We start from the raw sequence: 19,183 nt of genomic DNA, 5'->3' as shown, positions 1-19,183 counted from the left end.
TGCTGTGAAGGTGCATTGGAGTTTTACCGCAGTTACAGCGGAAACCAAACTCAAGCGGTGGTATGAGCAGGTGAATCCGGCTTGTAATCCAAGTTGATGTAAGGATTAAATTGGAAGAGTACTAGTTTGAATGACCGCCAGAATGGGGCATGAAATTGCTGTCGCATACATGTCGACAACTGCCAGAACAATAAAACGGGTTTCTTTTCATAGTAGGATCGCCACATCGCAGTTTCCATCATTGATACCGCTCGCGCGTCGAACTGGCTCAGATCATGTCGTACTGGTATCGATAAATCTACTATAATCCAGAGCGTAAGCGCCAGTAAGCAGACGCGTCCAAGTTGCCAACTTAATCTGTGCTGGCGTGGGCGGGTAAGTGTAGTGGTGGAGTTTTCCATACTAATTAAAAATTCTGACGAACGACAGAATATATACACAGGAAAATCCACCCTTGGTTTTCAAGAGCTTACCAACACAAAAGCACCCCACCAGAAAATATGAATTTCTTTGGTGGGGTGCTTCCTGAAAAGAGGATGGTTTACGATTTTTTTGCCGTTGCTTTGGCTGAGGCAAGCGTTTTCTTGGGCGTTGTTTTAGCGGTCGGGTTTTTCTGGGTCATCGTGACAGGGTCCCAGTAAACGACCTTCTGCTCAAAATAGCTTTCATTACAGGCTAGTACCGGAGCCGCTGCCCGGAAACCGAATACCGGATCTTCAACGGTTCCCTGGCTTCCAAGACGCACATTTTCGAAGAAATTGGCGAAGTGTTTAGCATGGGCATCGTCATCTTTCGGTGCTTCAAACTTCACTTCCTTCACAGGTTCTGCTGTGCGCGTTTCGGGCGGATACTGTACGTCGTATTGCTTCACAAATTCCTGTTGTACAGGCTCGGTAAACGTAAAGAAACTATCGTAGCCGCCGTAACCCGGAGCAACGGGCAGTTTCTTCTTGGTCATGATAAGGTTGTTTTCCGAAAACTCGATCTGTCCTTCGCTACCAATGATCCGCGTTACGTCGTTGATTTTACCTGCATTGGCAAAATTTACCCGCAAAACCATCTGGAAGGCTTCGTGCTGGTCGGTTTTGGGATAGTCCATAATGCACGACATGACATCAGGTACATCACGCCCATCTTTCCAGTAGGCAAGATTTCCAGACGAGTAGATGCGCGTTGGGCCGAGTGTATTTGTAACGAAATGAACACCCGTAATCAAGTGGATGAACAAATCACCTGCGACGCCCGTGCCGTAGTCTTTGTAGTTCCTCCAGCGGAAAAAGCGTTTGGCATCAAATGGACGCTTGGGGGCATCGCCCAGAAAGCGATCCCAGTCAAGAGTTTGGGTCGATGCGTCGGGTGGAATGGAATATTGCCAGGCGCCAATGGCATTGAAACGATCGTTATTCGATTCGATATAGTTAATCGGGCCAATTTCGCCAGCATCAACGAGTCGTTTGGCTTCCTGAAAGGCGGCACTGCTAATGCGCTGGCTACCCACCTGCATCGTCTTTCCTGATTTCTTCCAGGCATCGATCACCGCTTTCCCCTCGCTCAGGTGCTGTACCATCGGTTTCTCGCAATAGACGTTCTTACCTGCCTTGAGGGCAGCAATGGTAATGTGGTCGTGCCAGTGGTCGGGCACAACGACAATAACAGCATCGATGTCAGGGCGGGCCAGAATTTCGCGATAATCGCGGGTGGCGAAAAGCTCTTTGTCTTTACCGAATGCAGTTTTAGCGTGTTCAAGCCGACCATCGTACAGATCAGACACACCAACCAATTCGACATCGGGGTTGCGCAGAGCCGCTCTGGTATCGAAGTTGCCCTGAATTCCCATGCCGATCGTGGCCAGCCGAATTTTGTCGTTCGGACTGATTTTCATCAAATTCGGGATGTAGGACGGCATCCCGAATGGTCGGGCTACGCTCTCTGTTGCGACCAGCGCCGAAGCCGCCGACAGGCTTTTTATGAATTTGCGTCTGTTGGATTGCATGAAGGTAAGCTTTACACGTACGCTGATCAAAGCGCGCAACGACAAAAATTTACCCCTCAACCCCTTTATTAATCTGTCGGGCAACGAACAAATGAACTCGTTCGTTGCCCGACCTCGTCAGGTTACTTTTTTTCGAAACGGACTGCTACCCATTGCCGGTCGGTTGGAATCTGGTGGGTGGCGTTCCAGACAAACATTGCCTGCTCCAGTGCGATGTTTAACAGGCGTTTGGTTTGCAGGCGTTTAATGTTCAGACTGCGATTTACGGTTTCTTCATAAATCAATCTCTGATCATTGGTGTAGAACTTTACTGTGCATTGGCGGCTTTTGGCGGGCGTTTCAACTACCCAGAATCCTTCTTTGGCTACAGGAGGTTCCGATTTCATCTGCGCTTTTGCGGCAAACGAAGATGCGACAAGCATGATGGCTACGAAGGCCAGGCGGATTTGTGAGATGGTGTTCATTGGATTGTTGTGTTTTTGGTTGTGGTACTTTCCGGGATCGCATTTCAGCTTTTAGCTGGATTATGTCTCTGCGGTCTACTTTAGTCGATAACTGAGTCAAATGTAGAAATCCCAGTTATAGGCCACCTGAAATATCGCCCGGTAACGCTGGTAGGCCATCAGACAGCAATCAACTGTCTATCAATGTTATTTGCGACCAAATTCTGTTGTTCAGCGACGGAAGCGGGTCGTTTGTCGACTATTGTCGTGGCTTGTAGGTGAACTGCTTCTGTTTATCTAATTTCGGGTAAGCAATCGGCAGATGTATGCAACTTTTAACCAGACAATTTGTCTTCTCAAACCAGCTTCGTATACGGCTGACCCGCCATGGCTTGTTCTGGTTGGTATGGACGCTGTTTTTTGCGTTTACGTACGGATTTCTACCAGTCGGTTATTTTATTCGCCAGGGTGTTTCCTGGCCGCGGGCTCTGTTTCAGGGCATCGGTATTGCAGGGCTGGATGCTGTGTTATTTATGCCTTCTCACATGTTTTTTGCCTATAGTATTCTCTATTGGCTAATGCCCCAATTTTTGTTTAAGGGCCGATATGGGTGGATGCTGATCAATATTATCCTGCTGGTTCTTGTCACAGCGTTTGTTTCAGCTTTATTAACCACCTATGTTGTTGATCCTGTTCGTGTTTGCCTGGAACTACGAACATCAGGAAATACATTTTTCTTTGCCATGATGGCTGGTTTGCGGGGAGCCATCACAATTGGTGGTTTTGCGGCCGCTATCAAACTGGTAAAAGTCTGGTATCTGAAACAACAGGCTTATCAGCAAATAGATAAAGAGAAATTGCAGGCAGAGTTGCAGCTGTTAAAATCGCAGGTACACCCTCATTTTCTGTTCAATACGCTGAATAACCTGTATGCACTCACACTTAATAAATCTGACCGGTCTCCGGCAGTAGTGCTGAAACTTTCGGACCTGCTTCGATACATGCTCTACGACTGCAATGTACCGGAAGTGTCCTTAGAGAAAGAGATTACGTTTATGCGCAACTACATCGGTCTGGAGCAATTGCGCTATGGCGACCGGCTGGATATGTCGCTCAATATCTCCGGCGATTATGAGAATAAATTGATTGCCCCCTTATTACTGGTTCCATTTCTGGAAAATGCGTTCAAACATGGTACCAGCGAGCAACTCGAACAGGCCTGGATGCACGTGGACGTATCGATTCAGGATACGGTGCTTAAATTTAAAGTCATTAATAGTCGGGAACTTGTAGCACAGGAAGAGGTCTATGTAGGAGGCATTGGGCTGCAGAATGTTCAGAAACGCCTGCAGTTGTTATACCCCGACCGACACGAATTACGCATCGTAGCTGGTGAAGAAACGTTTATGGTTATGCTGACACTGGAACTGGTGCCAGCCCAACCCGGCATAGCCCTGCCACCCTCCCAACTGGCAGCGGTTGCTTAATAGAAATTATGATGAAAATACGCTGTTTACTGGTTGATGATGAACCTCATGCACTGGAAGTGATCGAGACGTATGTCGGCATGGTAGATGGGCTGGAGGTCGTGGGTAAGTGTCATAATGCTATTCAGGCGTTTGGCGTATTGCAGGCAACGTCGGTTGATCTGTTATTTCTGGACATCAAAATGCCTCAGCTACTCGGAACCGACTTTGTGCGTAGCTTACGGCAGCCACCTAAAATTATTTTTACAACGGCTTATCGCGATTATGCGTTGGAAGGCTACGAACTCGATGCGGTTGATTACCTGCTCAAACCTATTCCTTTTGAGCGATTTCTGCGGGCGGTTTCCAAGGTCATGAAAGTAGAGCAATTGCCGACCCAAGCCGGACATGGAGAGATACCTTCTGTTTTATCCGTCGAGAAACCCGCCGAGGCTCTGCATACTAATACGTTTCTTTATTTTCGGGTTGATCGCAAGATGGTTAAGGTATTTACCCGCGACATCCTTTACATTGAGAGTTTGAAGGATTACGTTAAAATTAGTACGGCCGACGCTCGTCCGTTGGTGGTTAAACAAAGCATTAGCTCACTGGAAGAGATGTTGCCCGAATCTGGTTTTTTGCGGATTCATCGCTCGTTTATCGTAGCGATCGACAAAATAAAGGCCTACACACCCAGCTATGTCGACGTTGCGGGACATGAACTACCCATTGGTCGACTCTATCACAAAGAAGTAGGGCAAGTGTTGAAAATGGGCATGGAGTAAGACCGCAACCCATAAAACTTTTAGCGCTATTCCAGACACTGTCTAACGCTAAGAGCTAATGAATCCTGTTTCGCGTCGTGCCTTCCTGCGGTCGTCGGCCATTTTGTCGGGTGGTCTGCTGACTACGCCGTCTATAGCTACATCAAACTCCGTGTCGCAAAAGCCATTGCGGTTAGGCGGGCCTATTTTCCTGAAAAGCGACGATCCGGAGGAGCTGGCAAGGGAGCATCGACGGTTAAACTACAGTTCAGCCTATGTTCCTGCCGTTGACCTTAAGGATTCTACTAAAATCAATGCCGTTCGGCAAGCATTTGCAGGGCAGAATGTGATCATTGCCGAGGTAGGTGCCTGGGTAAATATGCTGGATCAGAATGCTGAAAAGCGACGCAAAAACCTGAATTACGTTACGGAACGGTTGGCGTTAGCCGAAGCCGTTGGCGCACTGACCTGTGTCAATATTGGCGGTTCCTACAACCTAAAACAATGGGACGGTCCTGATGCCCGCAACCTGACCCGCGAATACTTCGACGCTACGGTCGAGAATTGCCGCAAAGTGATTGATGGTGTAAAGCCTAAAAAAGCCAGATTTGCGCTTGAAATGATGGGCTGGAGCTTGCCTGACGGCCCGGAATCATACCTGAAATTTATCAAAGCAATTGACAGGCCAGCGTTTGGAGCACATATCGATATTGCCAATATCATTAACAGTCCTGCGCGCTATTACAACAATACTGCCCTGATCAATGAGACATTCCGCCTGTTAGGCCGCTGGATTGTCTCGTCTCACGCGAAAGATGTTTATGGCAAGGATGGACATTTTGCTGAAACTATGCCGGGTCGTGGCGAAATGGATTATGGTACATACCTCCGAAATATAACAGCATTGCCGCAGGAGGTGCCGTTGCTGCTCGAACATTTGCGAACGCCTGAAGAATACGACGAAGCCCGGCAGTTCGTCATCAATCAGGCCGTTAAAGCGCAGATATCTTTGGCCTGACAATAATCAGACATAGCCATGACAATTCAGTTGATATCACGGCTTCATTGTGCACAGAAGCGCCTTGATTGAGTAGGAGTAAAGAGCGCCCGAATCCATAACCTAATCAGGATTGGCTTCCAGTTTGATTGCCTGGGTAAATTATTTCATGAACTCATACTGGTTGGTGATTAACACGGTAAAGTTGCTGAGACGGCTACAACTTTGACAGCGTTTAGCGAGATTGGCGTGCGTGAGGTCAGGTTGAAGAACCCGACCTCTGCGGTTTTGAGAAACCGCAGAGGTCAGGAACGAAATAAACGACGAGGTTTAGAGAATGGCATCAGCGACCCGGCGCATCGGCGAACCGTCCTCGCTGTGTCGGTTTTGAGAAACCGAGACCACACCAAAGAAACCAGTACTACACTATCAAATTGACTTTTTTTAGACTAGTTCATAGGCCAATAATGCAAACAGTAATGAGTAGCTATATGGATTTTATTGATATTAATTATGTGTTTTCATATAGATTAGTGATACTATTTTGTTGATCGGTGCCGTTAATGGCTAAAAAGAGCGGAATTCATTCTCGCGAGTAAATAAGAAAGGCATGTAGACGAATGGGAGAAATAGGTGCTTCACAAAATGTGATTTACAACTATTTACTTCATTGCCGGCGTCTGGAAGTCAGTTAGTTTTTGTTTGTAGTTAAATTGATGAATACTCAGCTTAAATTTTACCGATTCTTTTATTGGGCAATTACTTTACTCCTTCTGGGAAGTATTCCCGTTTTATGCGCTCAGGTCATGCGCGAGAAGCCACCGGGAGCGCCACCTGAAGTTGTCAGTGTTTACTCAATCCTTTACATCATTATTGGGTGTAGCGTTATCAGTGTTATTAGTTATGTCTTGCTGTACGGCAAATCGTGGGCGAAAGGCAGTGTCCTGTCACTGATAAGTTTTGTCCTGAGCTGGTTCACGCTCGAGGGTATTTGTGCGCTTGTTTTGCACTGGAAAGACGGAACGCCACTGGTATCGCCCCAAAGAACCGTACTCCAACGAGATCCGATTGCGACCAGACGTACTAATTTTTCACTGATCAGGTATGATAGTCTGGGAATGAGCCGCCCCTCGCCGGGTCAATATGAAACGATCTATTCGATTAAAGAGAGTCAGTTGATTCACGGAAAGCAAACAGTTTTAGAAAAAAATAGGCCTGTTGCCTACCATATTGATAGTTTATCCAGGCGCATTACTCCATTCGACAAGAGCCAGTCCGTCGGGAAGTATGCCTTATTTCTGGGGTGCTCATTTACCTACGGCGAATCAGTTTCGGATACGAGTACGATTCCCTATTTTTTTGGCCGACAAACGGGTTATCATCCCTACAATTATGGTGTGTCCGGGCATTCGCCAGCCCATATGCTGGCGTTGCTGCAAACGATTAACATTAGAAAAGAAGTCGCCGAAAAAAAAGGCGTCGCTTTCTATACCTATATCGAAGATCACCTGGCGCGAGTGGCACCCAGTACAAGATGGGCTTATAATTCAGATGGCTATTTGCCTCATGTGAATGCCGATAAGTTGACGATTGACGGCTCTTATGCACAAAAACATCCCGTTCGTTTAAAGCTTATCCAGTGGATGTATAAAAGCAACGTAGCCAGGCTTTTTAAACTTAATTTCCCCCGAAAATATAGTACAGAGCAATACAGGCGATTTGTCAATATTGTCAGAAAATCAAAAGACCTATACAACCAGCAATTTGGGAATGACAATTTCTACGTAGTTATCTTTCCGATGTATCCGATGGAAACAGAACTTCGGCAGTTATTTGACCAGGCACGGATAAAGGTTATTGATTATTCAAATCTGCTTACCTGGAAAACAGCCTACGACGGCATGCACCCCAATGAGGCCGCCTACGAACGGGTAGCTGAAAAACTAGCCGATGACTTAGACTCTAAATTGGAGCAGCCTATTACGCTGCGATAAATATTTTATAAATAATTTATGCAACGATTCACCATAAATCATCCTCTTATCATTGAACCAACAAAACCCTTTAAACGATTTTCTGATGTTTATTAAGACACTACTTGCATCCATTCTTATGATTGTCGCTACGTTTCAGGCGGCTACAGCACAGACAACGGCATCGGCCAATAGTCAGACAGTTACTGGTAAATGGGCCGGTTCGTTCGACGGGGCTTCTTCGGGAAAATTTGAACTGGTGCTCAACCAGGACAGCAATGGCAAACTTACCGGGCAGGTAATTATGATAACCGACGACGGTAACCGCTACCCAATTGACCTGAAAACTGCCGTTTGGGAAAAAGAACAGCTGAGCGCTTCATACGCCGATCCGTCGGATGGAGATGAGGTGAGCTTTACGGGTAAACTCGCTGACCCAGGCCTAAAAGGAACCTGGAAGGCAGATGGGGGCCAATCGGTCGGTACCTGGCAGGTAAGCCGGGCGAAATAAGAGCACACACAAGTCTGAATACAGGAATGCCATAACCTGAGTTGTGGCATTCCTGCTTTTATTGAAAAAATAACAACTATTTATAAATCCGGAATTTCCCGGATTCGAACCTTCATCTGTGGGCGTTCTCCATTCGGCACAATCGCAATGAATGTATTATTGACCGTTTCGCCGTTCCGGATCATGTGGCCTGCCTGAATATTGGTTGTCGTCGTTACTTCTTTTCCCTCCGCGTTTTTAATTTTCTGCTGGTAAGGTACCGTAAAAGGTCTTGCCATGATTTTGCCGCCTTTAGACGTTAACCGTTTTCCATTAGCGTTTAGACAATCGAATGAGGCAAGTTCGTTTAGATTTTCCTGACCAAAAACGGTCTGACGAGGAAAAAATAGTTTCGTACAATTACTCTTGTTTGTGACATAAATGGTTACCTCATACCGCATAAAAGACTCCCCACTGATTTCGATACGACGCTCATTATTGATTTCAAAACCATAGTCAATACCATTAAGCTGGGCTGGTTTACCGGCTTCAATATCATAAGACTGCTGGGCAAAAAGCGGACAATAGACTGCTGCGAAGAACAGACAACAGCTCAAAAAACGGATCATGTTGCTAAATGGGTTAAAGGCATAAAAATACATAGCGGGGGACGTATTACGCAAGCCGATTGCTGAGAAGAAAGGCCGTTTAGGGTCTATTTCCACAATACGGAAACCAGAATAATCGATAGCGCCAACAGTAACTGCACGAATACTTTTAACGTAAAGACTTGCCCGTAGTGAATCGGGTAGAGAATGGCCCCGGCGATTACACCCGTTACAAAAAACAGAAATCGATTCGACCACATGGAGCCATTGAAGCCCTCGACGCCAAATTTCGAGGCTTGTATCCACAACCAGGCACAACCTACAGCCAACAGGTAGGGCATTGGCGACTGAATCCATTTGTTGTTTTTAAACTGCCAATACATGATGTACCAATGCCCTACCGAACCGATGAGAAACAGCAGGGTAGATAACGCTATTTTGTAGTATTGCATTGATAAATAGGGTGTTATAGATTAAAAAAGAGAAGGAAAGTGTAAATTAATTGGAGCAAATTATACCGGTTTACTCAATAAATGTGGCCGTTCGGCCGCGAGTTTCAAGATGAGCTCGCCGAAGAGCGTATTTGCCCAGGCAAACCACTTGCGGGTGAATTTTGTCGGATCGTCCTGATCGAAGGATTCATGCATGAACCCCGTACCGGCATGAGTTTTCTTTAACAGACGAAGCTGAGCCAGAATCTCCTGATCGTCGGTGGAGGTAAGCGCCCGCATGATCAGGCTCATTGGCCAGATGCTATTGACCAGCGTATGTGGACTACCGACACCTTCTGCGGCTTTTCCTCTGAAAAAATACGGATTGTCGGGGCTAAGAACAAACCGACGGGTGCTTCGATAGACTGGATCACTAACCGGGCAGGCTCCCAGATAAGGCAACGCCAGCAGATTCGGTACATTGGCATCATCCTGAAGCAAACGATTTCCATACCCATCAACTTCCAGTGCGTAGATTTTGCCGTATTTGGGATGCTCATAAATGGCGTACTGTTTCAGGGCGCCTTCCACTTCGGTGGCCAATGTCCGGCAATCTTTCGCAAAGGCAACTTCGGCAGGCTGTATCTGGTCTATCATCGTGGCTAACTGCCGGAATGATGCGACTGCAAACCAGTTCGATGGAACATAAAATGGAAAAACCGTTGCATCGTCAGAAGGCCGGAAAATGCTGTGAATTAAGCCAGTCGGTCGTGTTGGGTTGCCATATCCATTGCCTGGAACCGTGTCCGTAGACCACGAAGTCTCACGTCCAAATTTATAAGGTCCTCGGTTTACTTTACGCTGTTGCTCACGACAGGTTTGCAACACTAATGTCATCGCTTTTAACCAGTCGGCATCGAATGGACTCGTGTCGCCGGTAGTTTTCCAGTAGTGGTAAGCCAATCGAATAGGGTAGCAGAGCGAATCTAATTCCCATTTGCGTTCGTGGAGCCCCGGTTTCATCGCCGTAACGTCTTTTTTCCACTCGCCCTCTTTGGTTGCGTCGGCATAAAACGCGTTCGCATAGGGGTCGCGGATAATACACTGGGCCTGCCGTCGAATGACGCCCTCGATCAGTTGCCGAAGTTCTTTATCCTGTTTGATTAGCGGCAGATAGGGCCACACCTGCGCTGTGCTGTCGCGTAACCACATAGCGTCGATGTCGCCGGTAATGACAAACGTATCAGGCTTGCCGTTCGCGGTCCTAAACTGCACGGTGGTATCGAGCGTGTTGGGGAAACAGTTTTCAAACAGCCAGGCTAATTCAGGATCGCGAATGGTTTTATGCATCCGCCCGATGGTTTGTTCAACGGCCGTGCTCGTGAAGTTACGCTGGCCTGCTACTGCCCGGACCACGGGAAAATCAGAGGCTGGCGCTGACAATACGGACGAATGATTGATGAGTAAGCCTGCACTGGCCATGCTGGACTGTTGAATGAACTGACGGCGATCCATGAAAAGTAAGAATTGAATAGGAATTTCGCAGCAAGGTTTGACATGGTTTAACCAAATATCAGTAAGAATCTTGGCACGCCTTGCTGCGAAACTTCTGTTGAAGTAATCGTATCAATCACAAAGAAAAGGAAGCGGTTGAGTAGATGCCTAGCTTCCTGCCGGATTATTTATACGTATACGGCTGACTCTAAATTATTTTAGCACTTTTTTCGGAGAGAAAATATCTTTTCCTATAATTGTGTGCCGAATACACTATTGGGGTTCAAAACAGCCGCTTATTGACAGATCATGATTCATTATACGCACCCTAGCCGGATTCTGGTAGCGCTTGACTGTATTATTTTCGGCTTCGATGGCGAAGAGATTAAATTGCTTCTGATCAAGCGCAACTTTGAGCCCGAAAAAGGGAAGTGGTCGCTCATGGGTGGGTTTTTGAACGAGACAGAAGACCTGGAAGCCGCTTCGCAGCGCATTTTATACGAACTGACCGGGCTGACCAATAATTACCTGGAGCAACTTCAAACATTTGGTGCCGTGAACCGCGATCCGGTTGAGCGTACGATCTCGGTCGTTTATTACGCACTTGTTAACATTGAACAGCAGGACGTAAATACCATAAAGGCACACAATGCGTATTGGCTCAGCTTGAATAACAAGCCTGAACTGATCTTTGATCATAACGCAATGGTTGAACAGGCCCTGCACCGGTTACGCTATAAAGCCGCTCTTCACGCGATCGGTTTTGAACTGTTACCCGAAAAATTCACGATTCCTCAGCTCCAGAAGCTGTATGAGGCCATCTACAAGACGCAACTTGATCGTCGGAACTTCAGCCGAAAGATCATGTCGACGGGACTTTTGGTCAGTACTGGCGAGAAAGACACCAATTCAGTTACCAAGAAAGGGCAACTGTATCGGCTCAATTCCGAAAAATATCAGCAATACCTGACAGACTACGTTAGCTTCTTCCCTGAACTGACACTGGCGTAAGGATGCTATTTCTCCCAAAATAGTCTGGTACCAGCATAGGCCATCGGTGTTAAATAAAAATTAATTACTATTTCTTGTTGAAAGAACACAACGAATGTGTAGTATTGTGTCAGATAAACACTATTTAAAAAATCACCCTGTATTGGGCTTAAAAAAAGCCCCGGTTGACAACGAATTTGCACGAAGTTATCAGTCATCATTATGAGCAATCCATACGTTATCGGTGTTGACTTTGGCACCGACTCGGTCAGGGCGCTGATCGTCGATACGCAGACCGGTCAAGCCGTTGGAACGCATGTTCACGAATACGCTCGCTGGAAAAAAGGCCTCTATTGTAACCCGGCCACGTCGCAGTTTCGGCAGCACCCGCTCGATTACCTGGAAGGGCTGGAGGCCACAATTGTGGGTGCGCTGGCCAAAGCACCGGCCGAAGTTCGACAGAACATAGTCGGCATTTCGATCGATACGACGGGTTCTACGCCAGGCCCCGTTGACGAAACAGGCTTGCCTTTGGCATTGCGCCCCGATTTTGCCGAGAATCCGAACGGTATGTTTATTCTCTGGAAAGACCATACGGCTAATGCTGAAGCGGAGGAGATTAATAATCTCGCCCATCATTGGGATACGGATTACACCAAATATGTCGGTGGAATTTATTCCTCGGAATGGTTCTGGGCAAAAATGCTGCGAACACTTCGGGTTGATGAAGCGATTCGGCAGCATGCTTTTTCGTGGGTCGAACATTGTGACTGGATATCGGCTGTCCTGACCGGCAACACAAATCCACTTACCCTCCGTCGGTCGCGTTGTGCTGCTGGTCATAAGGCACTCTGGCATAGTGAGTTTGATGGACTTCCGTCTGATGAGTTCCTGGCGCGCCTGGACCCATTACTGAGTGGTCAGCGCAACCGGCTTTTCACCGATACCTACACGGCTGACCAGTCGATGGGGAAACTCTCGGCAGAGTGGGCCGACAAACTGGGGCTGTCTACTGATGTTGTCATTGGAGTCGGGGCTTTCGATGCGCACATGGGAGCCATAGGGGCAGAAATAGAACCGTATGCCTTCGTTCGGATCATCGGTACGTCTACCTGCGACATCCTGATGGCTCCCAATGAAGAAATCGGCCATCGGCTGATCCGGGGAATCTGTGGGCAGGTTGATGGTTCCGTAGCACCGGGAATGCTGGGTCTGGAAGCCGGTCAGTCGGCTTTTGGTGATGTATATGCCTGGTTTTCCCGGCTCATAACCGGCCCTGTTCGCGAGTTACTGGGCGACGAAGCCGCCGATAAACTTAGTAGCCAGCTTATACCACACCTTTCGGCTCAGGCCGCTCAATTGCCCGTTACGGAAAATGATCTGATTGCGTTGGACTGGATCAACGGCCGCCGGACCCCCGACGCCAATCATACGCTTAAAGCGGCCATTGCCGGGCTGAATCTGGGAACGGATGCGCCCAAAATTTTCAAAGCCTTGGTAGAGGCTACGGCCTTCGGCTCCCGCAGCATTGTCGATCGTTTTATGCAGGAAGGGGTTCCGATCAAAAAAGTCATTGCCATTGGCGGGGTGGCCAAGAAGTCGCCCTTTGTGATGCAAACACTCTCCGATGTGCTCAATAAACACATTCAAGTGGCTAACTCCGATCAGGCTTGTGCACTTGGTGCGGCCATGTGCGCGGCTGTAGCGTCTGGCGTTCACCCAACAATGGAAGCTGCTCAACAGGCTATGGGCTCTGGGTTCGACGCCGAATACCAGCCCCAGCCAGAGCAGGTATCCGTTTATGAAAAACTGTATCAGAAGTATCTTAAACTCGGTGCATTCATCGAAAATAAACAAGTAAGCAGTTCCCAATCAATTACCCAGTATGCTCAATCTGAATCACTATGAAGTCTGGTTTGTCACGGGAAGTCAACACCTGTATGGTGAAGAAACCCTTCGGCAGGTAGACGACCATTCGCAAATCATTGCTGGTTTCCTAAACGATGCACCGGCAATTCCGGTACGGGTTGTATTCAAGCCCGTTGTAAAAACGCCGGATGAAATTTATGCGATCTGCCAGGAAGCGAATGTAGCCCCCAATTGCGTGGGTATTGTCACCTGGATGCATACATTTTCGCCCGCAAAAATGTGGATTCGGGGGCTGACCATCCTCAAAAAGCCGTTGCTTCATCTGCATACCCAATTCAATCGGGATATTCCCTGGGGCAGCATCGATATGGACTTTATGAACCTCAACCAATCGGCGCATGGCGACCGGGAGTTTGGGTTCATGGTATCCCGGATGCGCCTGAATCGTAAGGTAGTTGTTGGGTTCTGGCAGCAACCGGATGTTATTGACAAGATTGCCGCCTGGGCGCGGGTGTCGGTAGCGGCTTATGAACTGAAGACGATGAAAGTGGCCCGGTTTGGCGACAACATGCGTCAGGTGGCTGTAACGGAAGGCGATAAGGTAGCGGCCGAAATGACTTTTGGCATGTCGGTCAATACCTACGGAATTGGTGATCTGGTGGCAGTGATCAATCAGGTAACCGATGCGGAAGTCGACCGGCTGGTTGAGGAGTATGCCGATAGCTATACGCTGATGGAGTCCCTGCTGAAAGGGCAGTCGCAACACAGTTCACTGCGCGATGCGGCCAAAATAGAACTGGGTATGCGGGCTTTTCTGCAAGACGGGAATTTCGGCGCTTATACCGATACGTTCGAAGATCTGCACGGTATGGCCCAGCTTCCGGGAATTGCTTCACAGCGCCTGATGGCCGACGGATATGGTTTCGGTGGCGAAGGTGACTGGAAAACTTCGGCAATGGTTCGTACCCTGAAAGTTATGGCGGCTGGATTGCCGGGCGGCAATTCATTCATGGAAGATTATACGTACCATTTCGACCCCGCCAATCCGCTGGTTCTGGGTTCACACATGCTCGAAATATGCCCATCCATTGCCGCCGATAAGCCAACCTGTGAAATTCACCCGTTGGGAATTGGCGGTAAAGCTGATCCGGTTCGGCTGGTGTTCAATGCTCCTGCGGGTCCGGCCATCAACGTGTCGCTGGTTGATATGGGAAATCGATTCCGGCTGATTGTCAACGAGGTAGAAGCGGTAGATGTACTGGAAGCATTACCAAAACTACCGGTGGCCCGCGCTTTGTGGAAACCCATGCCTGATATGCAAACGGGCTGCGCAGCCTGGATTCTGGCAGGTGGAGCGCACCATACCGTATACAGCCAAAACCTGGCAACGGAGCATATTGAAGACTTTGCCGACATCTTCGGTGTCGAACTGGTTGTGATCGATAAGAACACAACCTTGCGGCAATTGAAAAACGAATTACGCTGGAGCGAAGCGGCTTATCGATAATACGTACTCACCTTACCCCCTCTCTTTGACCTAAAGAGAGGGGCTTTGCGAGTCTGCTTTCTTATGAAAAAAATAGCCCTAACCCTATCTTTTGCCTGCCTGAGTCTTACTGTTATGGCTCAGAACAAAGTGACGCTTCATGCCGATGAAGGTAAGCACATCATCAGTCGGCATATCTATGGTCATTTTGCTGAACACCTCGGTCGCTGTATTTACGATGGCTTTTATGTAGGCGAAAACAACGCTAAAATTCCCAATAAAAATGGGGTTCGGCTGGATGTTGTCGCTGCGCTGAAAAAGCTTAAAATACCGAATCTGCGCTGGCCGGGCGGCTGTTTTGCTGATACCTACCACTGGAAAGATGGGATCGGGGCAAAAGCGAAACGCCCCAAAATTGTCAATACCTGGTGGGGTGGGGTTACGGAAGATAATAGCTTCGGAACGCACGATTTCCTGAATATGTGTGAGCTACTGGGTACGGAACCTTATCTGGCCGGTAACGTCGGCAGTGGTACGGTGCAGGACCTGACCGAGTGGGTACAGTACGTCAACTTCGAGAAAAATAGCCCAATGTCGAATCTGCGTCAGCAGAATGGCCGCGATAAACCCTGGAATGTGCGTTACTGGGGCGTCGGAAACGAAGCCTGGGGTTGCGGGGGAAACATGAAGCCCGACTACTATGCGAACATTTACCGGCAGTATAGCACATTCATGAACCCGAAAGTGGGCAATGAGAAAATTTTTCGGATTGCTTCGGGCGCCAGCGATAACGATTACAACTGGACCGAAACGCTCATGAAAAACATCCCCGGCAACATGATGGAGGGGTTAGCCATGCACCACTATTCGGTGCTGTCGTGGGGCGAAGGCAAAAAAGGATCAGCTACGCAGTTTACGGATCAGGAGTATTTCAAAACCATGCAACAGGCGTTGCTGATGGACGAGCTGATCGAAAAACACTCGGCAGTCATGGATAAATACGATCCGGAGAAAAAAATAGCGCTCATCGTCGACGAGTGGGGTGGCTGGTACAATGTTGAGCCGGGCACAAATCCGGGATTCTTATATCAGCAGAATACCATGCGCGATGCCGTTCTGGCCGGGGCGACGCTCAACATTTTCCATAAACACTGCGAACGCGTACGAATGGCCAATCTGGCTCAGGCGATCAATGTTTTGCAGGCGGTAATTCTGACAAAAGGCGATAAGGTATTGCTGACGCCGACCTATCACGTACTGGAAATGTATAATGTACACCAGGATGCGACGATGTTGCCGGTTACTGTAAAATCCGATGATTTTACGCTCGATAAAGATAAACTGCCTGCTGTGTCCGTCTCGGCTTCCCGCGACAAAGCGGGTAAAATTCATGTCTCGCTCGTAAACATCGATCCGACGAAGCCACAGGAAATTTCGGTTGATCTGAAGGGCCTGAAAGCTACTGGCGTAACGGGGCGTATCCTGACTTCCGCCAACGTCCGCGACCACAACACGTTCGAGAATCTGACCAAAGTGAAGCCCGTAGCGTTCAGCGGTGCTAAACTGAATGGCGACAATCTGACCGTAAGTCTGCCACCTGTATCGGTAGTCGTAGTAGAACTTTAATAAGCGAACGAGCGAATGATGAATGAGTGATCTGAAAGCATGGTACTCGTTGATTATTCGCTCATTCACTCATTCATAATTCACTCATTAACCATGTATCAGTCCTTAAAAGAAGAATGTTACGAGGCCAACATGCAGCTGCCAAAGCTGGGCCTGGTGTTGTTTACGTTTGGTAACGTCAGTGCAGTTGACCGTGGTCGTGGCGTATTTGCTATTAAACCCAGTGGTGTTCCCTATGAAAAACTACAGCCTAACGACATCGTTATCTGCGATTATGATGCAAAGATTGTGGAGGGGACAATGCGACCGTCGTCGGATACCAAAACCCACGCATTGCTCTACAAAACCTGGGATAAAATCGGTGGTATTTCGCATACACACAGCACCTACGCAGTTGCGTGGTCGCAGGCGGGTCTGGACATTCCGATTTTTGGAACGACCCACGCCGACCATACTCATCAGGACATTCCGTGTGCTCCGGCACTAACCGACGAAATGATTCAGGGTGATTATGAGCACGAAACGGGTCACCAGATTTTTAACTGCTTTGCCGATAAAGGCTTGGTAAATAGCGAGATGGAGATGGTTTTGTTGCAGAATCACGGACCATTTACGTGGGGAAAGACCGCCGAAAAAGCCGTCTATAATTCGGCTGTGCTCGAAGAATTAGCCAAAATGGCTTATCTGACTCTCCAGATCAATCCGAATACACCTCGCATTAAAGACACACTTCGACTGAAGCATTACGAGCGAAAACACGGTACGAATGCCTATTATGGGCAGGGATGTTAAGCCATTTATTCTAGTCATTTCTCTTGTGCTGATAACCCCGACCCATCGGAACCAGGCATAGCAAAATTCTAAACCAACATGAAACTCGGACTCGAAACCGTCGATTACGTCATCTTCCTGGTCTATTTCATTATCGTAGCCACCTACGGTTATTGGGTATACAAGCACAAAGGCAAACAAACCGCCGACTCGAAGGACTTTTTTCTGGCTGAAGGGTCGCTAACGTGGTGGGCCATTGGAGCGTCTATCATTGCCTCGAATATTTCGGCCGAGCAATTTATCGGAATGAGTGGACAGGCTTTTCAGTTAGGGCTGGCTATTTCGGTCTATGAACTGGTTGGGGGCTTATCGCTGGTGATCATCGCCATTTATTTTTTGCCGATGTACATCAACAACAAGATTTATACCATGCCGCAGTTTTTGCAGATGCGCTACGACAAGCGGCTGGCAACCATCATGGCGGTATTCTGGCTGTTTCTCTACATTCTGGTCAATCTGACGTCCATTATCTATCTGGGAGCACTGAGTCTGGAGAAGATGACGGGTTTCGATTTTATGGCCTGTGCCGTATTCCTGACCGTTTTTGCCGTATTCATTACCCTGGGTGGTATGAAAGTGATCGGGTATACCGATGTTATTCAGGTCGTTTGTCTGGTTGTGGGCGGACTGGCAACAACCTATCTGGCACTGAGTTTGCTATCCGACAAAGTTGGAACGGGCGACGGAGTTTTTGAAGGATTAAGTCTGATTCGTCAGAAGGCGGATCACCACCTGCATATGGTTTTCCAAAAAGGTACGTATTTTGTTCACGACGGACGGGGAGGCAAAATAGATGCCTATAACCAGCTTCCCGGCCTGATGATGTTTCTGATTGGTGGTCAGTGGATTGTCAATTTTAACTACTTTGGCTGCAATCAATACATGATCCAGCGCGCTTTGGGAGCCGATCTGAGTACCGCCCGCAACGGTGTTTTATTTGCGGCCTTCCTGAAACTGATGATGCCATTCATTGTGGTACTACCCGGTTTGGCGGCCTATGTACTCTTTCAGGAAAATGCCGATGCCGCGATCGTACAGGGCATTACTGATAATAACATTGTCAAACCTGACAACGCCTATCCTGTATTGCTCAATATCCTGCCAACGGGTCTGAAAGGGCTTTCCTTTGCCGCTCTGACGGCGGCAATTGTTGCGTCGCTCGCCGGAAAGGCCAATAGTATCTCAACGATTTATATGCTCGACATCCATAAGAAGTATATAAACCCGAATATCAGCGAAAAACAGACGGTCTGGCTGGGCCGGGTAGCAATTGTGGTGTCGTTTATCATTGCCCTGGTCATTAGCCCGTTCCTGAAAAACTTCGGACAGGGTTTCGAGTACATTCAGGAGTATACAGGATTTATTTCACCGGGTATTCTGTGCATCTTCCTGCTGGGTATGTTCTGGAAACGAGCCTCATCGAATGGAGCGTTGGCCGCTGCGGTGCTCAGTATACCGCTATCGACTTTGTTTAAGTACCAGCTACCCGATATGCCGTTCCTGAACCGTATGGGTACTGTATTCTGGATTTGTGTGGCCGTTCATGTCACAATCAGCCTGATCGAATCGAAGGGACAATCTAATCCGAAGGCCTTTGTTGTCAACAGCAACTGGTTCAAAACAACAGCATCATTCCGGTTTGGGGCCATAGCCGTTTGCGGATTATTAGCGCTGGTATACGTTATATTTTGGTAGTTGCCAGCCTTTAGCAAGGTGCATGGT

The 19,183-nt window shown here is 48.0% G+C and carries 16 protein-coding genes and 1 other annotated feature (1 of these 17 only partly in view); of the genes, 11 read left to right on the top strand and 5 right to left on the bottom strand.

The annotated features are described in order from the left end of the window. Positions 1-34, top strand: a sequence feature (16S ribosomal RNA rRNA prediction is too short) (it extends 722 nt beyond the left edge of the window). 507 nt (positions 35-541) lie between these two features. Continuing rightward, the gene (locus GJR95_RS41540; protein ID WP_162391483.1) at positions 542-1,993 is read right to left on the bottom strand and encodes a Gfo/Idh/MocA family protein; all 1,452 of its coding nucleotides are present in this window, start codon (positions 1,991-1,993) and stop codon (positions 542-544) included. A gap of 122 nt (positions 1,994-2,115) precedes the next feature. Continuing rightward, complete coding sequence (locus GJR95_RS41535; protein ID WP_162391482.1) at positions 2,116-2,457, bottom strand: hypothetical protein; 342 nt, start codon at positions 2,455-2,457, stop codon at positions 2,116-2,118. A gap of 305 nt (positions 2,458-2,762) precedes the next feature. Here GJR95_RS41535 and GJR95_RS41530 point away from each other — a divergent pair, with 305 nt between their 5' ends. The 5 genes from GJR95_RS41530 to GJR95_RS41510 all read left to right on the top strand — a co-directional run bounded on the left by GJR95_RS41530 (position 2,763) and on the right by GJR95_RS41510 (position 8,147). Then, positions 2,763-3,923, top strand: coding sequence for a sensor histidine kinase (locus GJR95_RS41530; RefSeq protein ID WP_162391481.1), 1,161 nt, complete (start codon positions 2,763-2,765; stop codon positions 3,921-3,923). A gap of 11 nt (positions 3,924-3,934) precedes the next feature. Continuing rightward, entirely contained in the window at positions 3,935-4,687 is a 753-nt protein-coding gene (locus tag GJR95_RS41525; RefSeq protein ID WP_162392059.1) for a LytR/AlgR family response regulator transcription factor, read from the top strand. A 58-nt stretch (positions 4,688-4,745) separates the two neighbouring features. Beyond that, complete coding sequence (locus GJR95_RS41520) at positions 4,746-5,684, top strand: sugar phosphate isomerase/epimerase family protein (RefSeq protein ID WP_162391480.1); 939 nt, start codon at positions 4,746-4,748, stop codon at positions 5,682-5,684. Positions 5,685-6,379: 695 nt separating this feature from the next. After that, positions 6,380-7,657: a hypothetical protein gene (locus tag GJR95_RS41515; RefSeq protein WP_162391479.1), complete on the top strand. Its 1,278-nt coding sequence runs from the start codon at positions 6,380-6,382 to the stop codon at positions 7,655-7,657. 85 nt (positions 7,658-7,742) lie between these two features. Then, positions 7,743-8,147: a hypothetical protein gene (locus GJR95_RS41510; RefSeq protein ID WP_232541031.1), complete on the top strand. Its 405-nt coding sequence runs from the start codon at positions 7,743-7,745 to the stop codon at positions 8,145-8,147. A gap of 80 nt (positions 8,148-8,227) precedes the next feature. On the opposite strand, the gene GJR95_RS41505 is transcribed toward GJR95_RS41510, so the two are convergent. The 3 genes from GJR95_RS41505 to GJR95_RS41495 all read right to left on the bottom strand — a co-directional run bounded on the left by GJR95_RS41505 (position 8,228) and on the right by GJR95_RS41495 (position 10,680). Beyond that, on the bottom strand, positions 8,228-8,755 hold the full coding sequence (locus GJR95_RS41505) for an ABC transporter permease (protein WP_162391478.1): 528 nt from the start codon (positions 8,753-8,755) through the stop codon (positions 8,228-8,230). A gap of 86 nt (positions 8,756-8,841) precedes the next feature. After that, positions 8,842-9,186, bottom strand: a complete 345-nt coding sequence (locus GJR95_RS41500) for a hypothetical protein (protein ID WP_162391477.1) — start codon at positions 9,184-9,186, stop codon at positions 8,842-8,844. Positions 9,187-9,246: 60 nt separating this feature from the next. Then, positions 9,247-10,680 (bottom strand): glycoside hydrolase family 125 protein, encoded by a 1,434-nt coding sequence (locus GJR95_RS41495; RefSeq protein WP_162391476.1) that lies wholly within the window; start codon positions 10,678-10,680, stop codon positions 9,247-9,249. A 288-nt stretch (positions 10,681-10,968) separates the two neighbouring features. Between GJR95_RS41495 and GJR95_RS41490 the strand changes: the two genes are divergently transcribed. The 6 genes from GJR95_RS41490 to GJR95_RS41465 all read left to right on the top strand — a co-directional run bounded on the left by GJR95_RS41490 (position 10,969) and on the right by GJR95_RS41465 (position 19,156). Continuing rightward, complete coding sequence (locus GJR95_RS41490; RefSeq protein WP_162391475.1) at positions 10,969-11,670, top strand: NUDIX hydrolase; 702 nt, start codon at positions 10,969-10,971, stop codon at positions 11,668-11,670. Positions 11,671-11,871: 201 nt separating this feature from the next. Further along, positions 11,872-13,557, top strand: coding sequence for a ribulokinase (locus GJR95_RS41485; RefSeq protein ID WP_162391474.1), 1,686 nt, complete (start codon positions 11,872-11,874; stop codon positions 13,555-13,557). Continuing rightward, positions 13,535-15,025 carry an L-arabinose isomerase gene (araA, locus tag GJR95_RS41480; protein WP_162391473.1) on the top strand — a complete coding sequence of 497 codons (1,491 nt, stop codon included), beginning with the start codon at positions 13,535-13,537 and terminating at the stop codon, positions 15,023-15,025. The genes GJR95_RS41485 and araA overlap by 23 nt, the downstream gene beginning before the upstream one ends. Positions 15,026-15,088: 63 nt before the next feature. Next, entirely contained in the window at positions 15,089-16,630 is a 1,542-nt protein-coding gene (locus tag GJR95_RS41475; RefSeq protein WP_162391472.1) for an alpha-N-arabinofuranosidase, read from the top strand. 93 nt (positions 16,631-16,723) lie between these two features. After that, positions 16,724-17,422 (top strand): L-ribulose-5-phosphate 4-epimerase, encoded by a 699-nt coding sequence (locus GJR95_RS41470; protein ID WP_162391471.1) that lies wholly within the window; start codon positions 16,724-16,726, stop codon positions 17,420-17,422. 78 nt (positions 17,423-17,500) lie between these two features. Beyond that, the gene (locus GJR95_RS41465; protein WP_162391470.1) at positions 17,501-19,156 is read left to right on the top strand and encodes a sodium/sugar symporter; all 1,656 of its coding nucleotides are present in this window, start codon (positions 17,501-17,503) and stop codon (positions 19,154-19,156) included. Positions 19,157-19,183 lie beyond the last annotated feature (27 nt).

This window comes from Spirosoma endbachense (assembly GCF_010233585.1).
GTDB lineage: Bacteria > Bacteroidota > Bacteroidia > Cytophagales > Spirosomataceae > Spirosoma > Spirosoma endbachense.
Note: the sequence above shows the minus strand (reverse complement) of the source record. Positions and strands in the feature narration are given on the sequence as shown.

Excerpts from the sequence above, each read along its gene's own strand:
- GJR95_RS41540 (WP_162391483.1), bottom strand. The coding sequence starts at position 1,993 with ATGCAATCCAACAGACGCAAATTCATAAAAAGCCTGTCGGCGGCTTCG.
- GJR95_RS41535 (WP_162391482.1), bottom strand. The coding sequence starts at position 2,457 with ATGAACACCATCTCACAAATCCGCCTGGCCTTCGTAGCCATCATGCTT.
- GJR95_RS41530 (WP_162391481.1), top strand. The coding sequence starts at position 2,763 with ATGCAACTTTTAACCAGACAATTTGTCTTCTCAAACCAGCTTCGTATA.
- GJR95_RS41525 (WP_162392059.1), top strand. The coding sequence starts at position 3,935 with ATGAAAATACGCTGTTTACTGGTTGATGATGAACCTCATGCACTGGAA.
- GJR95_RS41520 (WP_162391480.1), top strand. The coding sequence starts at position 4,746 with ATGAATCCTGTTTCGCGTCGTGCCTTCCTGCGGTCGTCGGCCATTTTG.
- GJR95_RS41515 (WP_162391479.1), top strand. The coding sequence starts at position 6,380 with ATGAATACTCAGCTTAAATTTTACCGATTCTTTTATTGGGCAATTACT.
- GJR95_RS41510 (WP_232541031.1), top strand. The coding sequence starts at position 7,743 with ATGTTTATTAAGACACTACTTGCATCCATTCTTATGATTGTCGCTACG.
- GJR95_RS41505 (WP_162391478.1), bottom strand. The coding sequence starts at position 8,755 with ATGATCCGTTTTTTGAGCTGTTGTCTGTTCTTCGCAGCAGTCTATTGT.
- GJR95_RS41500 (WP_162391477.1), bottom strand. The coding sequence starts at position 9,186 with ATGCAATACTACAAAATAGCGTTATCTACCCTGCTGTTTCTCATCGGT.
- GJR95_RS41495 (WP_162391476.1), bottom strand. The coding sequence starts at position 10,680 with ATGGATCGCCGTCAGTTCATTCAACAGTCCAGCATGGCCAGTGCAGGC.
- GJR95_RS41490 (WP_162391475.1), top strand. The coding sequence starts at position 10,969 with ATGATTCATTATACGCACCCTAGCCGGATTCTGGTAGCGCTTGACTGT.
- GJR95_RS41485 (WP_162391474.1), top strand. The coding sequence starts at position 11,872 with ATGAGCAATCCATACGTTATCGGTGTTGACTTTGGCACCGACTCGGTC.
- araA (WP_162391473.1), top strand. The coding sequence starts at position 13,535 with ATGCTCAATCTGAATCACTATGAAGTCTGGTTTGTCACGGGAAGTCAA.
- GJR95_RS41475 (WP_162391472.1), top strand. The coding sequence starts at position 15,089 with ATGAAAAAAATAGCCCTAACCCTATCTTTTGCCTGCCTGAGTCTTACT.
- GJR95_RS41470 (WP_162391471.1), top strand. The coding sequence starts at position 16,724 with ATGTATCAGTCCTTAAAAGAAGAATGTTACGAGGCCAACATGCAGCTG.
- GJR95_RS41465 (WP_162391470.1), top strand. The coding sequence starts at position 17,501 with ATGAAACTCGGACTCGAAACCGTCGATTACGTCATCTTCCTGGTCTAT.